General features: G+C 42.2%; 19 protein-coding genes and 1 riboswitch. Of the genes, 18 read left to right on the plus strand and 1 reads right to left on the minus strand.

Going from position 1 to position 15,241, the window contains the following annotated elements; translation table 11 throughout:
• Nucleotides 1-164: 164 nt before the first annotated feature.
• The 6 genes from AB5I83_RS17235 (at nt 165) to AB5I83_RS17260 (ending at nt 4,277) form a co-directional block, all read left to right on the plus strand.
• Nucleotides 165-674 carry a cell wall hydrolase gene (locus AB5I83_RS17235; protein ID WP_448976965.1) on the plus strand — a complete coding sequence of 170 codons (510 nt, stop codon included), beginning with the start codon at nt 165-167 and terminating at the stop codon, nt 672-674.
• 152 nt (nt 675-826) lie between these two features.
• Nucleotides 827-1,609: an SGNH/GDSL hydrolase family protein gene (locus tag AB5I83_RS17240; RefSeq protein WP_448976967.1), complete on the plus strand. Its 783-nt coding sequence runs from the start codon at nt 827-829 to the stop codon at nt 1,607-1,609.
• A 12-nt stretch (nt 1,610-1,621) separates the two neighbouring features.
• Nucleotides 1,622-2,533, plus strand: a complete 912-nt coding sequence (locus AB5I83_RS17245) for an ABC transporter ATP-binding protein (protein ID WP_448976969.1) — start codon at nt 1,622-1,624, stop codon at nt 2,531-2,533.
• Complete coding sequence (locus tag AB5I83_RS17250; RefSeq protein WP_448976970.1) at nt 2,526-3,506, plus strand: ABC transporter permease subunit; 981 nt, start codon at nt 2,526-2,528, stop codon at nt 3,504-3,506. Before AB5I83_RS17245 ends, AB5I83_RS17250 begins: the two co-directional genes overlap by 8 nt.
• Before the next feature lie 409 nt (nt 3,507-3,915).
• On the plus strand, nt 3,916-4,080 hold the full coding sequence (locus tag AB5I83_RS17255) for a Fe3+ hydroxamate ABC transporter substrate-binding protein (RefSeq protein WP_448976972.1): 165 nt from the start codon (nt 3,916-3,918) through the stop codon (nt 4,078-4,080).
• Between the two features lie 20 nt (nt 4,081-4,100).
• Nucleotides 4,101-4,277, plus strand: coding sequence for a hypothetical protein (locus tag AB5I83_RS17260; RefSeq protein WP_448976974.1), 177 nt, complete (start codon nt 4,101-4,103; stop codon nt 4,275-4,277).
• 36 nt (nt 4,278-4,313) lie between these two features.
• Here AB5I83_RS17260 and AB5I83_RS17265 read toward each other — a convergent pair whose 3' ends face one another.
• Nucleotides 4,314-5,726, minus strand: coding sequence for a LysM peptidoglycan-binding domain-containing protein (locus AB5I83_RS17265; protein WP_448976976.1), 1,413 nt, complete (start codon nt 5,724-5,726; stop codon nt 4,314-4,316).
• 164 nt (nt 5,727-5,890) lie between these two features.
• Here AB5I83_RS17265 and AB5I83_RS17270 point away from each other — a divergent pair, with 164 nt between their 5' ends.
• From AB5I83_RS17270 to AB5I83_RS17325, 12 genes are all read left to right on the plus strand, one after another.
• The gene (locus AB5I83_RS17270) at nt 5,891-6,259 is read left to right on the plus strand and encodes a hypothetical protein (RefSeq protein ID WP_311075650.1); all 369 of its coding nucleotides are present in this window, start codon (nt 5,891-5,893) and stop codon (nt 6,257-6,259) included.
• Nucleotides 6,260-6,362: 103 nt separating this feature from the next.
• Nucleotides 6,363-6,701, plus strand: a complete 339-nt coding sequence (locus AB5I83_RS17275; RefSeq protein WP_448976978.1) for a YolD-like family protein — start codon at nt 6,363-6,365, stop codon at nt 6,699-6,701.
• Between the two features lie 122 nt (nt 6,702-6,823).
• On the plus strand, nt 6,824-7,489 hold the full coding sequence (rpiA, locus tag AB5I83_RS17280) for a ribose-5-phosphate isomerase RpiA (RefSeq protein WP_448976980.1): 666 nt from the start codon (nt 6,824-6,826) through the stop codon (nt 7,487-7,489).
• 111 nt (nt 7,490-7,600) lie between these two features.
• The gene (locus AB5I83_RS17285) at nt 7,601-8,278 is read left to right on the plus strand and encodes an AlkZ-related protein (protein WP_448976982.1); all 678 of its coding nucleotides are present in this window, start codon (nt 7,601-7,603) and stop codon (nt 8,276-8,278) included.
• A gap of 2 nt (nt 8,279-8,280) precedes the next feature.
• Nucleotides 8,281-8,805 (plus strand): cysteine hydrolase family protein, encoded by a 525-nt coding sequence (locus tag AB5I83_RS17290; protein WP_448976984.1) that lies wholly within the window; start codon nt 8,281-8,283, stop codon nt 8,803-8,805.
• A 52-nt stretch (nt 8,806-8,857) separates the two neighbouring features.
• On the plus strand, nt 8,858-9,322 hold the full coding sequence (locus AB5I83_RS17295; RefSeq protein ID WP_448976986.1) for a nuclear transport factor 2 family protein: 465 nt from the start codon (nt 8,858-8,860) through the stop codon (nt 9,320-9,322).
• Between the two features lie 198 nt (nt 9,323-9,520).
• The gene (locus tag AB5I83_RS17300) at nt 9,521-10,408 is read left to right on the plus strand and encodes a DMT family transporter (protein ID WP_448977167.1); all 888 of its coding nucleotides are present in this window, start codon (nt 9,521-9,523) and stop codon (nt 10,406-10,408) included.
• A gap of 92 nt (nt 10,409-10,500) precedes the next feature.
• A complete protein-coding gene (locus tag AB5I83_RS17305) occupies nt 10,501-11,172 on the plus strand; it encodes a hypothetical protein (RefSeq protein WP_448976988.1) in 672 nt (223 codons plus the stop codon).
• 110 nt (nt 11,173-11,282) lie between these two features.
• Nucleotides 11,283-11,945 (plus strand): sigma-70 family RNA polymerase sigma factor, encoded by a 663-nt coding sequence (locus AB5I83_RS17310; protein ID WP_448976990.1) that lies wholly within the window; start codon nt 11,283-11,285, stop codon nt 11,943-11,945.
• A 20-nt stretch (nt 11,946-11,965) separates the two neighbouring features.
• Complete coding sequence (gene clpP / locus AB5I83_RS17315) at nt 11,966-12,547, plus strand: ATP-dependent Clp endopeptidase proteolytic subunit ClpP (protein WP_448976991.1); 582 nt, start codon at nt 11,966-11,968, stop codon at nt 12,545-12,547.
• Between the two features lie 130 nt (nt 12,548-12,677).
• The gene (locus AB5I83_RS17320; RefSeq protein WP_448976992.1) at nt 12,678-13,859 is read left to right on the plus strand and encodes an LL-diaminopimelate aminotransferase; all 1,182 of its coding nucleotides are present in this window, start codon (nt 12,678-12,680) and stop codon (nt 13,857-13,859) included.
• Between the two features lie 81 nt (nt 13,860-13,940).
• Nucleotides 13,941-14,046: riboswitch (SAM riboswitch) on the plus strand.
• A 142-nt stretch (nt 14,047-14,188) separates the two neighbouring features.
• Entirely contained in the window at nt 14,189-15,238 is a 1,050-nt protein-coding gene (locus tag AB5I83_RS17325; RefSeq protein WP_448976994.1) for an LLM class flavin-dependent oxidoreductase, read from the plus strand.
• Nucleotides 15,239-15,241: the final 3 nt, after the last annotated feature.

The following is a 15,241-nucleotide window of genomic DNA, read 5'->3' on the forward strand; positions in this document are numbered from 1 at the left end:
AAAGATTACGAATCATCCTTATTACGTAATAATAAATACAGTTTTTACCCTTGTTGGTATGAAGTTTAAAAATAACCCAGACATTAACTAGTGTGATAAGATTGTAAACCTGTTAGCCTAATATAGGGCCTGTTCAGTCTAATAAACCAAACAGGAGGTTTACAATGAAAAAAATAATTATGCTAGTTTCGATCCTTACATTAGTAATTGGTTCATATACAGTTTATGCTGAAACGACAAAAACCAATCAGGCTGATACTTTGAAAACGAAGAAAGTGGATGTTGATTCAAAGGAGTCTTCTGTCACAGATAAACGCTTCATCAAAGAAGAAGAGGTAAAGCTGCTTGCCCGCCTGGTCCATGCGGAAGCGAAAGGTGAGCCTTATGAAGGCAAGGTTGCTGTTGCAGAAGTCGTGTTGAACCGAGTGGAAAACGAACAATTTCCTGATAGTGTCAAGGAAGTTATTTATCAAAAAAATGCATTCCAGCCGGTCCAAAACGGTGCGATCAATAAACCAGCAGGTGAAGAGGCAATCAAAGCCGTTGAAGATGCCCTTGAAAATGAGAATAAGATCGACAGCCTTTATTTCTATAATCCGGATACAGCGACAAGCCAGTGGATCTTCACTCGTGATGTCGTTAAAACGATCGGAAAACATGCATTTGCCATCTAAAAGCGCGTACAGCTTAGAAAGCTGCGCGCTTTTTTGCGTTCATAATGCTGGAGAGCTGACAGCCAGCACATTCGCCACAGTATTATCATTTTTATTCCTGGAGAAATCATTATAAAATAAAGCTTACCAATTAGTGGAACGAGGGTGGTCTGGTGAAGAAGTATTCGGTAAGTTTAACACTGGTGTTTTCAATGCTTTCATTGATATTGATGCTGTTTGGCCTTGGATGGACAGTCCAGAATCAATTTTTCAGCAAGGGAGCAACTGGAGCTGTCGAGCAGGTTAAGCCAGTTGAGAATGAGAGGGAGGATCAAGACGGTAAGGTGGTTGTGGCCCTGGGAGATTCGCTGACTCGCGGAACTGGCGATGATTCAGGCAAAGGCTATATTGGCTATCTCGTTGACGAGCTGGAGGATAAATCGAAAGAAAAAATCAAGATACATAATTTCGGGGTTAAAGGCTACCGTTCGAATCAGCTGTTGGAGCAGCTAAAACAAGGGGAAATCCAGAGAAAAATCCAGAGTGCAGATTATATCTTAATAACAATTGGCGGAAATGATTTGTTCCAGAGCGGTCAAACGTTTTTGCAAATGGATGAGCAGCAAATTGCCCAGGCCAAAGAAAGTTATCTTAAAAACCTTGAATCCATTTTAAAAGAATTACGGACCATTAATGACTCAGCGGTTATTTTCCATATTGGATTGTACAATCCATTCATTGATTTAAATGATTCCGAGCTGACAACGAAAATCGTCCGCGATTGGAATTACGATACCAATCAGCTGCTTGACGAGAATGAAAAGGCCGTCTATGTGCCGACTTTTGATTTATTTCAGCTGAGTGTGAACGATTATTTATACACAGATAAATTCCACCCGAATGCTGAAGGCTACAAGCTGATCGCGGAACGGGTCGCATCTTTGATTACATGGTAAGGGGGGAGAAATATGAGTGAGATTACGCTGTCTGTAAAAGGGCTGAAAAAGACAATTGGCAAAAAGGAGATCATCAAAGGAATAGACTTTGATTTGAAACGAGGCGAAGTCTTTGGCTTCCTTGGTCCGAATGGTGCTGGCAAAACGACGACCATCCGTATGCTTGTAGGGTTGATCAAACCGAGTTCGGGTACGATCGAGATTGGCGGCTACAATGTCCGGAAGAATTTTACGAAAGCGATGGAGCAGATGGGGTGTATCGTTGAAAATCCAGAGCTCTACTCCTATCTGACTGGCTGGGAGAATCTCGAGCATTTTGCGAGAATGCTTCCAGAAGTGGACCGGAAGCATATGGATTATGTGGTGGAGCTTGTTAGATTGGAAGAGCGGATTCATGATCCTGTGAGAACCTATTCTCTTGGGATGCGGCAAAGGTTAGGAATAGCACAGGCGTTGTTAGGGAAGCCCAAGGTACTCATTCTGGATGAGCCGACAAATGGATTGGATCCAATGGGGATTAGGGAGATGCGTAATTTCATTCGTTATCTGGCCGAAGAAGAGGGATTGACCGTACTGGTATCTAGCCATCTCTTGAGTGAAATCCAGCTGATGTGTGACAGGGTTGCAATTATTTCAAAGGGCTCCGTTATCAAAGTGGACTATGTTGAAAACCTTTTGGCGCTGCAGGAAAAATTCATCTGGCAAGCTGAACCAAGGGAAAGGGCAAAGGAGATTTTAGCTGGAGTAACGACAGTCTCGGATGGCCCTGACGATTCATTGGTCACGCCTTATATTGATAAAGAAGCCGCGACTTGGAATAGGATGTTGGTCGAAAGTGGGGTACAGGTGAACGAAATGAACCGAAAGCTGCCTGCACTTGAAGACCTGTTCCTCGAACTGACTGGTGGTGAGTCAATTGATTAACCTTGTCAGGAATGAAATGCTGAAGATTGTCCGCAAAAAAAGAATCCTGGTTGTAGCCGGAATCATTGCGGTGCTCGTAGCGCTTTTTACATACTCTCAATACAGGGAAATTGAAAGAAGGCTGGAACGCTTTGGGGATGTTGATTGGCGGACGACCTTGCAGCAGCAAATCATCGATACCCAAAACCGGATCACAAGCAGCGGTATTTCTGATGAGTGGAAAAGTGAGCTGCAGCTGCGAATCCAACAGCAGCAATATTACCTTGATAACAATGTGAATCCGATGGAGCCGGGTGCGCCAAGCTTTGCGAGGGTGTTTGCAGAGCATTCCATCAACCTGTTCCTGCCCTTGATGATCATGGTCGTTGCGGCCGATATTGTTTCTTCAGAAAGGAGCGCGGGCACGGTAAAACTTTTACTGACACGACCGGTGAAGCGCTGGAAAATCTTGATGAGCAAATACATCACCTTGGTTTTATCCGTCTCGATTATCGTGCTCCTATTTGGGATTCTGTCCTACTTAATCTCAGGAATCATTTTTGGTTACCAAGGATGGTCTGCCCCTGTGATAACCGGATTCAATGTCGAGGGGAATGAACTGAATACAAACGCCGTCCAGATGATTCCACAGTGGCAGTATTTGTTGATGGAGTTCAGCTTGGTGTGGTTTGTCGCACTAATTGTCGGGACGATTACTTTTATGTTATCTGTATTGATTCGGAATACACCAGCAGGAATGGGCGTCATGCTTGCCGCGCTGATTTCAGGAGCCATTCTCAGCAATATGGTATCCTCCTGGGAACAAGCAAAATACTTGTTCATGATTAATCTCAATCTTACAGGCTACCTTTCTGGCCAGGCACCGCCAATTGAAGGAATGACTCTCGAGTTTTCACTCGTGATTTTGACCATTTGGGGATTGGCTGCGTTAATTGTTTCGTTTGCTGTGTTTATCAGGCAGGATATATATTAATAATTTGAACCCTGGCCAGTTTAGCCAGGGTTTTTGATCATTTGAGGGATTTGGGAATCGTTTTAGCAGGTTGGAGAGAGTAAATTAAAGATCGTCTAAGGGTTAGGGAGGATATATTAACGGTTGTGCCAGTTTTTTTAACGGTTGGAGAGAATATATTAACGGTTTCGGCAGATTTATATACGGTTAGGAAGAATTATTTACGGTTGGAGTGAATTTTAGATCGGTAGAAATTTTTTCGGGGGAAAAACAAGGTAATAACAATTTAATACCAGGTGTAGTGGATTTAATATCAATTCCATCGGATTTAATACCAGTTACCATTGAAATCATACCAGTTGGTTTCAATTTCGGATAAAGCATGAAACTTTTTACGGAAAAAAACGTATTTATAACCGAGGTGAGGAGCATGCTCAAAATCAAGCCGCAGTGCTGTGTTTGCAAGAAGGAAATTGAACCTAATGAAGAGGTTTTCGTTAAAATGAGATACCCTGAAACAAAGGGAATGACGGAAATCAAAGCATTTATCCAGTATCAAGGGAAAATAATCTGCAAAGAGTGTATGAATAAGTAATCATACGGGAGGAACCTGGGATGTTTGTAGAAAAACGGTCAGAAAAGAGAAGGAAAAAGAAGTATGATGGCAGCTATACTTTTTGGGATTTCGTTTTTGATATTTTATTCTATATTCCGGAATTGATCGTTCTTCCGTTCAGACTGGTTTTCTATCTTTTCAGGTTCCTTGCGAGGTCAATATTTGACGGCATATAAAAATCCTGCGATGCTAAATTGCAGGATTTTCTGTACCTATAGCTTCCTAGCCCTGAAATTGTTTTGCAGCACGGGCCAATTCTGCGGGAAGGAAGGCCCCAGCACCCAGTAGCTTACACCGCGAAGCCCATACTCTTTTACCGTATCGTATTTGGCCTGGACGCTCCTTGCGTCTTCGTACCATACCTCATGCTGTTGGCCGTCTGAGTCGGTGTAGCGGAAAAATGGTGACTGATAGGTATCATGGTATTGGATGTTGACTCCCTGTTGTGCCGCGAGTTCGACGGCTCCTTTTGGGCTGACGGTCCGGGCGTAGGTACCTTGCACCCATGGTATTCGCCAGTCCCTGCCATATAGCGGAACACCCATCAGGATTTTATCTCGCGGAATGGCTGTTATGGCATAGTCCAATACTTTCCTTACTTCATTTAGCGGTGCGATTGCCCATGGCCTTCCTCCGGACCAGCCCCATTCATATGTCATGATCACGACAAAATCAACGATCTCTCCATGCGCTTCGTAATCGTGTGCCTCATATAGAAGACCTTTCTGATCGGCTCCTTGCTTTGGAGCCAGTGCAGTCGAAACGGTATAGCCTTCCGGATGCATAATGCCAACCGCTTTTCGCAAAAAATTGTTATAGTTTTCGCGGTCCTCAGGATAAACATATTCGAAATCGATATTCAATCCGGTGTAGCCCTTCTCTTCCATTTTAGCGAGGATATTAATTAACAGTGTATCCTGTACACCTGGATTCCTCAGGATGTCGGCTGCTCGGTCTGAGCTGAAAGAGCCATCCGCTTCATTTGTGATTGTCAGCAATGGTGAGGTATTGGTCATGTTTGCGGCCTGAAGGACCAATGTATCCTGAAGGGTAAGGAGTGATCCGTCTTCCCCGACTTTATATGAAAAAGGAGAAAGGTACGTGAAATGGTGTCCTCGTGACAGGACATCTCTTCTGCCTGTTTCACTCATTCTTGTTATATAAGCATTAACTTCAATGGTTGGTTTTGCAGGCGCGGGAATCCGTAAAACAAATCCTGGATAAATGAGAGAAGGATTAGAAATATTATTAGCTTCTGTGATTTGGTTAATACTCACCCCGTAGCGCTGCGAAATCGCCCATAATGTTTCCCCAGAATTAACGGTGTGGCTTAAGTAAGGCAGTTTAAGCATTTGGCCTACGAAAATCATGGCAGGATCAGCAATGTTATTATAGCTTGCAATCTCCTGTACGGTAACTCCATAGCGAGAGGCAATGGCCCATAAACTGTCACCTTGCTGGACGACATATTCCCGGTTATTTTCAGGTATAACGAGCGATTGACCAGCCACCAACACATTTGGATTATCGAGTTCATTCACTAAAATGATTTGGTTGATTGTTGTTTGATTTCCCTGGGCAATTCTCCAAAGAGTATCTCCTATTCTAACAACATGGATTTTCATAGTAAATCAGCCCCTTGTTAATACTACCTCTTAACAACATATGCGGCAAAAAGATGTCCTATTTTCGGCGGATTAAAATTCAGAAAATTAAGAAAAGGGGTATGCATTTTCCCCATTTCGTATATAATAGGTAGAAAACTATAAAGATTAAAGGGGAAAATGGTATGGTTACGTACGGCACTTTTTTACTTTTAGTAGAAGAGGCGGAAAAATTGAACTGCAAAGTAATTTATGACTCTAAGAAGAAAATCAATTTTAACCCAAACATGTCCATAACAATTCCATTATCGACTACGCTGGAAAATGTATATGCCTTTGCTCACGAGATTGGCCATTGTATTGATTTTGTCAATGACGAGCTCGACTATGAAAAATGGCTGAATGACTGGTCTTATCGGATTACGGCAGAAATGAGCGCATGGGTCCATGCCTATAAAATACTTAAGAATTTGAATGTACCACTGGATGGGTGGAAGGATCATGTTGATTCAAAGCTCTCGACTTATTTTAAATATCATGAAGTGATTGCATAGACTGGCTCAGGCCAGTTTTTTTGATGAAAAAATAAATTTCTCTAGTTTGCGAACGTTTGTTCGGGATATAATAACGTTAAATACTCCCGAAAGGATGGTCAGCATGAGAATACGAGACAGAGGAAAGCTGAAATTCATGCCTGCTCACTTTATACCGGAACATCGGGCATTATTGAGGGAACTAGCGCGTGATGAGCTGCGGCAGCCACGACCATTGCTAGACGAATACGAAATTCAGGAAATGGAAAATCAGATTTGTTGCGCTATGGAATATACATACGAAGTGAAAATCACGAAGTGGGATGATGGATTTACATATGAAGAAAAAGGCCATGTCCATTATCTTGATCCAATAAGGAAGGAGGTAAGGATGGTGACAGATGATCGTTCGGTAATTGTATTTAAATTCGAAGACATCATTGCTGTATCAGTTATAGATTAAGTTTTTTCAATAACCATTTCAAAGTTTTGCGGCAATGCTCTTCATTTGAGCGTGCCAAAATTTACGAAGCACCGACTTAAAAATCCTCCTAAAAGGGGAAAATCATCTAAGAGGTGAAATCAATGAATGAAAAGAAAATAGTTGGCGAAAAGGCGGCTGAATACATAAAAGACGGCATGATTGTAGGACTGGGAACAGGATCGACCGCTTATTATACGATCAAAAAATTGGGCGAGTTAGTGAGAAATGGGCTAAACATTAAAGGAATCCCAACATCAGAACAAACCGCTGTATTAGCAATGGAGCATGGTATTCCACTTGCAGATTTTAAGGATGTGAAACGGATAGATGTCGCAATCGATGGAGCGGATCAGGTAGACACTGAATTGAATTTAATTAAAGGTGGTGGGGGAGCACTGCTAAGGGAAAAAATCATTGCCAATGCTGCTTCTGCTTTTATTGTCATTGCAGATTCATCAAAAAGAGCAGAGAGGTTAGGTGCTTACCCGCTTCCGGTTGAGGTCGTAAAGTTCGGAGCAGAATTGACCTCAGAAAGAATCGCAGAGCTTGGCTGCCAACCGAAATTAAGATTAAATGGGGACAAGCCATTCATCACAGACAATGGGAATTATATTCTCGATTGCGATTTTAAGCAGATTGAATCACCTGAGCAACTGGAAAAGCGTCTAAATATGATACCTGGCGTGGTTGATAATGGTTTGTTTGTCAATATGGCGAAAAGACTGATCACGATTGAAAATGATGAGCTTGTTGAAAAAACAAGATGAATTTTTAGCGGTGCTTCTGGTTTTGAAGTACCGTTTTTTCTTTATGGAAAGGGGAATGGTACCAGGTTATAGAATTACTATGTAAATTAATCTTTGGAGGAGCTGTCGAGATTGAGAGATTACAGTATAAAAACATATGAAGAAGCGGTTCAGATTATAGAAGAGGTTGGCTTTCTTCCACTGGCTCCATTGGTACCTGAATACCACGCACTTAATACAATTACTGCTCCGGATTCCTGGCATTCAGATACAGAATATGATCCGTGGATTTGGCGGACAAGATTTGCTGTTGAAGGTGTCGCAGGCTATGGAAAGTTCATTAAGAAAAAATCTGTTTTGATTTCACGTGATTTACTTCCATATTTTAAGGCTGTCCTTGGCAGTTATGAAAAAGTTGAAGTACGATACCAAAAAGGAAATGTATCGAGAGAAGCGTTGGCTCTTTACCGATCCATTAGTGAAGAAGGGGTCATAGATACAAGAGAGTTGAGGACTCTGGCGGGATTAAGGGAGAAAGAGCACAAAAAGGTGTTTGACAATGCTCTATTGGAACTGCAGGGAACGATGGATATTGTCATTTCAGGCACCAAGAAAAAGACAAATGCGGAAGGCGAAAAGAATGGCTGGAGCAGCACATCCTTTGAAACCTACGATTCTTGGGCAAGCAGAAATAAAATTGAAATGATAACGGTGGAAAAGGAAAAGGCAAGAGACTACCTTTTGAATCATTTTCAAGGCGTTGCCAGTGAAAACGCCGTGAAGAAGCTGAAGAAAATACTGGGGGAATGAGAATGGTGAACTCAGCATTAGTAGTCATTGACGTTCAAAACGGAATGTTTATGGAAGGAGAAGCGGTTTTTAATGGTGATGAGCTGCTGAAAGGGATTAAAGCGCTAATAACACAGGCCCGTTCTGCCAAAATACCAGTAGTGTATATCCAACATAATGAATCAGCAGGATATCCCTTGGAAAGCGGAACATATGACTGGGAAATCCATTCAGAAATTTACCCGGTAGAGGGAGATATGATTATTCAAAAAACCACACCGGACGCCTTTTTTAAAACAAGTCTTGAACAAGAGTTGAAAGAAAATGGGATTGAGCACCTCTATCTAGTTGGCATTCAAACGGAAGTTTGTGTAGATACAACATGCAGAAGTGCATTCAGCAAGGGATATAAAGTTACTTTAGTGTCCGATTTACATAGCACTTGGCCAAGCGCCGAACTAACAGCACAGCAAATCATCAACCATCACAATAGAACATTGCGCTGGTTTGCAGATGTGCAATCTAGCATTGAGATTCACTTCACTTGAGTAAAAACTGAATGTACATTTGTGTAACCATTTTAAGGATCTATATTTCCGTGTGGCAAAAGATGAAGCTATATTTGAATTAAAAGCACTTTGTGAAGGAGAGACGAACGTGGAAATACCCCAAAGTCTTAAAATTGATTGCCCAAAAGATTGTGGTAAAGCACCTAAAAAGGTGTTATTAAAAGAACTTACGGTTGCTCTGGCGACGGGAGATTATATTGGCATGAGTGAAAATTTGGCAGATGATATTCGTTGGCAGATTGCTGGCCATAAGAGTTTTTTCGGAAAAGAGGACTTAAAGGAAGCTTTAAATAAAAATACTAGCAAAGAGATGATTCAGCTTCATATTCAAAACATCATCACACATGGTTCGACTGGTGCGGTAAATGGTTTCTTCGTATTTGATGATCATTCCACTCTTTCTTTCTGTGATGTCTATACCTTTTCGAGCGCCGGAAAGAGTGCAAAAGTTAAAGAAATTATGTCATTCAGAGTAGAAGAAAAACTGATGTATTAGTTTTTCTCTTTGATACGGGCTAATAATCCACTATGAGTACTCATACCAACTTATGAAGCAGGTGGACTCATGCAGGCTTAAAGAAATTCTTTAGGCTTTACTCGTGGAAGAATCATTAAGGAAAACCAGGCTTAAAAGCAGAATATATTTCTGAAAAAGGGAGGGGCCGTTGTGAAGAAACAAAATCTTCATCCATTGATGTTCTTTGCGCTCGTTGTCGTCACCACTTTTCTCATGGGCTCTTCTTTTACCGTAGGCAAGATTGGGTTGAACTATGTCTCTCCATTGTTATTGGTTGGTTTAAGATTCTCGATCGCCGGTTTGCTGATGGCGGTACTTGTCAGGAAAAGAATTAGGCCGGATAAACTGGCTGATTGGGGAAGGATTTTCATCATTGGTTTAATGCAGACTGCAGGGGTCATGGGCTGTATTTTCTTAAGTTTACGTACCATTACTGCAGGCGAGTCCTCAATTTTAACTTTTACCAATCCATTGATGGTCGTGATTATGGGGACGGTTTTTCTGGGGATTCGATACAGGCTTCTTCAATGGCTTGGTACGATTATAGGGTTCGCCGGTGTATTCATTACATTAGGTTTCCATCTGCAACTGACAGTTGGTACACTTTTTGGACTGGGGGCAGCTGTGTTTTGGTCCATCGGGACAATCTTGATCAAACAATGGGGAAGCCGCTTCAATGTTTGGGTGCTGACAGCTTATCAAATGCTCTTTGGAGGCATTATCCTCCTACTGATGGGAATTACCCTGGAAACACCGAAGCTGACGATTACTCCGATTTCAATATCGGTTATTTTATGGCTGGCAATCATGGCCTCGATCGTCCAGTTTGCTATTTGGTTTTACTTGATCAATCAGGGAGACCCTGGCAAGACGAGTGCTTTCTTGTTCCTGGCACCATTTTTCGGTGTGCTCACTGGCTGGGTACTGCTTAATGAGGTTGTCGAATGGCATGTTTATGCAGGCGGAGCTCTGATCTTTATGGGGATATTTCTGGTTAACTGGACATTTAAAAAAGCGAATCAGGAGTTTGGTATTGGGAAAGATGCAAAATCAGTAAATGACTAGATTGTATTCGTAAATTTTCCTATTTAATGAGCGGGTCGAGGTGTATTTTGTAAAAATGCTTTTGCTGGCGTTTAAAAGGAGTAATGTTCAGGATGAAAAGAGTCTTTTTATTGTTAGTGACTATGGTGTTAATGGGTTTTGGCTCAATTGAAATGAATAGGCATGTCCCGCCTGAAGTTGTTGAAACTGCAATGAACAATTACCAGGAATTCCTTTCATTTGTGATCAACGATGGAAATCCAAAAGACTGGACAATAGGGCAGTTTGTTGCCGATCATCAGCTAGTGATTGATAACAAGTTGAATCTGGAAATAAGACCTTTAAACCAGTGGGTTGCACCAGTGCTATACAATGGAGTGATCATCGGTCCCATGAGAGTGAATGAATCTTCTGAGGGAAGATATGAAATCGTTGAGTTTGGTTTTTCAAGATCCACTTCACTTTTGCAGTTAAAGCCTTACGAGTATTTTCTTTCCAATATGCAGTATGATCTTGAGTTAGGATATACTCCATCCAGAGATAACATCCGTCCAATTGGCGGAAATGCAACCAGGCTTTTTGATGAGTGGGGAGTCGATCCCGAAGGAATTCCACTAACTGAGTTTGAAGCATTGATCAAGCAGCATTTAAAGAGAACTTATCCTGACCGTTTCCCCGAAAAAAAGCCATTGTCCAGATATTATTTGCTGGCTTTAATACCAATAATTTTAATACCCTTAGCAGTAGTACTAAGAAAAAATAAACAGTCTGAGAAGGCTGGCTAAATTCAATTCCAGCATATGCTAAAGAAAGAATGATAAAAATTTTTGATGGCCGTATCTTTTCTCTCCCTAAATCCGTTTAAGGGGCAGAGAGGTTCAAAGGAGTGAACAGGATGTCGATCGACAAGCTCAGGAAAATGGATATAGCAAAGGATACCGGTGTCATGGACCATTATCAAAATCTTGAGAGATATTGCCGGTTTTTAACGCAGAGCAGCTGGGATGGTGATGACCTTGTGCAGGAAGTGACGGTCAAGGCGATGCGCCATTATGAGCCTTCACAGATCAGCTCGGCATTGTTGAAAAAGATGGCTTACAATCATTGGGTTGATACGGTCAGGAAGCGGAGTCGTGAGGTAACGGGAATACCGGAAAATCTCGCTTCAGTTACTAATGGCAACGTGATCGATACAGTCGAGATGGTTTTGGCCAAATTGACGCCGAAGCAGGCTGTTATTTTAGTTTTGAAGGAAGCATTCCGTTTTCAATCACGCGAAATCGCTGAACTAATGCAGACAACGGAAATGGCTATAAAAGCATCGCTTCACCGGGCCAGGAAACGACTCGAGCGTGATGGAAACCTTCAAGAAGTGGATCAAGAACTCACCGAGGATGAAGAAAAGCTGCTGACAGACTTGCTTTGTGAATCACTTCACTCTGAGGATCCGACTGTGTTGCTTGAAAGCATCCAGGAGATCCCTTCACTTGCTCCTTGTTCACCGGAGATGTCTTTACACTCTCGTTCACCTCTCTCTACTTTCAAAATGGCTGCGTAAGCAGGAAAGGGAGGAACAAATTGAGTAGAATTCCTTATGTCATCGAACAATCAAACCGGGGAGAACGTTCATACGATATTTATTCAAGGCTTTTAAAAGACCGGATTATCATGCTTGGAGATGAAATCAATGACCAGGTGGCAAACAGCGTTATTGCTCAGCTTCTGTTTCTTGAAGCAGATAATCCTGAAAAGGATATCTCGATCTATATTAATAGTCCTGGAGGTTCAACCACAGCAGGATTCGCGATTTTTGATACGATGGAATACATCAAGCCCGACATCAGCACAATCTGCATCGGAATGGCCGCATCTTTTGGAGCCATGTTGCTGCTTGCCGGTACAAAAGGGAAAAGATTTGCATTGCCAAACAGTGAAATCATGATCCATCAGCCTCTCGGCGGTGCAAGAGGCCAGGCGACGGAGATTGAGATCTCGGCTAAAAGAATCCTGAAGCTGCGCGACCATGTGAATCAAATTATTTCCGATAGAACTGGACAGCCGGTTGAAAAAATCGCAAAGGATACAGACCGGGATTATTTTATGAGTGCACAGGAAGCTTTGGAATACGGGATTATTGATAAAATTATTACACGAACATAGGGGCTGCTTAAGCAGTCCTGTTTTTTTTTTGCTAGAAATGACTGGCTGCTCCTGATATAATCGAATTTATATTTTAAAAGATTCTAACAATTCACAGCGTTAAAGAAATAAACAGTAAAGGGGAATATCCATGAATATTTACGGATCAGAAAAGATACGAAAGATGACATCAAGTATTTTTCAGGAAGTGGTTGACCGTAAACAGGCAGCCTTGATGTATGGGAAAGATGTGATTGACTTAAGTATAGGGAGTCCAGATTTTGGCCCGCCTTCTTTTGTCATGGAGGAACTTGCTAAATATTCGATGGATCCAGGGAAATATGGATACACGTTAAAGGGAATCAGTGAATTTAATGAGGCAGTTACATATTTTTATCAACAGCGTTATTCTGTTGAGCTAGAAGCTGAAAGTGAAGTCTTGCAGCTGATGGGCTCGCAGGATGGGCTAGCGCACTTGGCTACTGCAATCATTGACCCTGGGGATTATGTACTTGTTCCGGATCCAGGTTACCCAATCTATGAAGCTAGCGTAACCATTGCCGGTGGGTCGATCTATCCTATGCCTTTGTTGGAGGGAAATCAATATCTGCCGCAGCTGAATGAGATTCCTCTAGAAATCTTAGAAAAGTCGAAGATGATGATCTTGAGTTATCCAGGAAATCCTGTCACCGCGCTGGCGGACAGCAGCTTTTTTGAACAGGTGGTCGAATTCGCTAAAGTACATAACATCCTCGTGGTGCACGACTTCGCCTATTCTGAATTGATTTATGATGAGAATCCGAAAACCAGCTTCCTTTCGGTGGACGGTGCCAAAGACGTAGGGGTAGAGTTTAACTCATTGTCAAAAACCTTCAATATGGCAGGCTGCCGCATTGGCTACGTCGCTGGGAATTCACAGGTGATCAATATTCTTGCTTCCTTCAAATCACATATCGATTACGGTATTTTTTACCCGATTCAAAAAGCAGCAATTGCTGCACTGACCTCAGATTATTCTTTTCTCGGGGATCAGCTGAAGCAGTATGAAGCACGAAGGGATGCTTTGGTTTCAGGATTCAGGAATAGCGGTTGGCAAGTGGCAAATTCTCCGGCAACGATGTTTGTGTGGGCTAAAATTCCTGCCGGCTGGAAATCCCGCGATTTCGCTTTCAAGCTAATTGATGAAGAAGGAATTGCCGTCGTTCCTGGTGATGCTTTTGGAAAACAAGGCGAAGGCTATGTCCGAATTGCCATGGTCCAGCCACCAGATAGACTGATAGAAGCATCTCAAAGGGTAAATAAATTTCTGTCTGGGTTTCCGGTCGGGATATAATAATATTTCGATAAACGAATTGACTTTTGAATGAATTTGGAATATTATCACTTTAACGAACTAAAATTTAATACTTATGTCTTCTTATCAAGAGAGGTGGAGGGAAAGGCCCTGCGAAACCTCGGCAACAGGTTCTGAAAGAATACTGTGCCAATTCCTGCGGACAATTTTGTCTGAAAGATGAGAAGAGAGTATGCTATGGCTCTCTTCTTGAAGAAGGGAGCTTTTTATTTTTAGGAGGCTTATTTATGAGCCTCTAATGTTTTACTTATAAAACCAACTTATCAGGTTGGTTAAGTTGAGATTTTATGAGCAGAGGAGAGATTGAGATGAAATACGGATTTTGGCTGCCTATATTTGGCGGATGGCTTAGGAATGTAGAAGACGAGAACATGCCACCTACCTTTGACTATGCAAAGAAAGTGATTCAATCAGCAGAACAATGGGGCTACTCTACAACATTAATTGCCGAATTATATTTGAATGATATAAAAGGGCCAGAGCGCGATTCCCTTGAAGCATGGACAACTGCTGCCGCACTGGCTTCAGTAACGGAAAAAATTGAAATAATGGCAGCGGTTAGACCGGGCTTCCACAATCCGGCTATCACGGCAAAAATGGCGGCAAATATTGATCAACTCAGCAACGGGCGATTTACGCTTAATGTTGTTTCAGCATGGTGGGAGGAAGAAGCAAGGCAATACGGCGGAGTTTTTACCGAACATGATGAACGATATGACAGGACTACAGAGTTCATAGATGTGCTCAAGGGACTATGGCGTGATGAAACCTTCTCTTATGAAGGCAAGTTTTATCAGCTCAAGGATACGAAGCTGTTCCCGAAACCAGTTCAGCGGCCGAATCCGGTCCTTTATGCCGGCGGAGAAAGTGCAAAGGGAAAACAGACGATTGTTGAAAAATGTGATGCCTATGTCATGCATGGCGGGACAATAGAAGAAATTGAACAGAAAATAACAGACATGAAAGTCCGCAGAGCGGCAACTTCAAATCCAGAATTGTCGGAGTTCGGAATGGCTGCCTATGTCATTTGCCGCGACACCGAGGAAGAAGCAATCGCAGAATTGGAATGCATTACGACTGTAAAAGAATCAAGTGCCTATGCCGGCTTTAAGGATTTCACAAGTAAATCCCAGCTTGAACAGCAAATCCAGCTCCAGGATTACTCGGTATCGAACCGTGGTTTACGGCCGAATTTGATTGGCACTCCTGACCAAATCGCCGAGCGAATTCTTCAGTATGAACAAGCGGGGGTAGGGTTGCTTCTGCTCCAATTTTCACCGCAACTCGAAGAAATGGAACGTTTTTCAAAGCAGGTTATGCCTCTTGTGGAGGCAAAAAGAAAGCAAGTGATTGCTTGAACT

Source organism: Mesobacillus sp. LC4 (assembly GCF_053543455.1).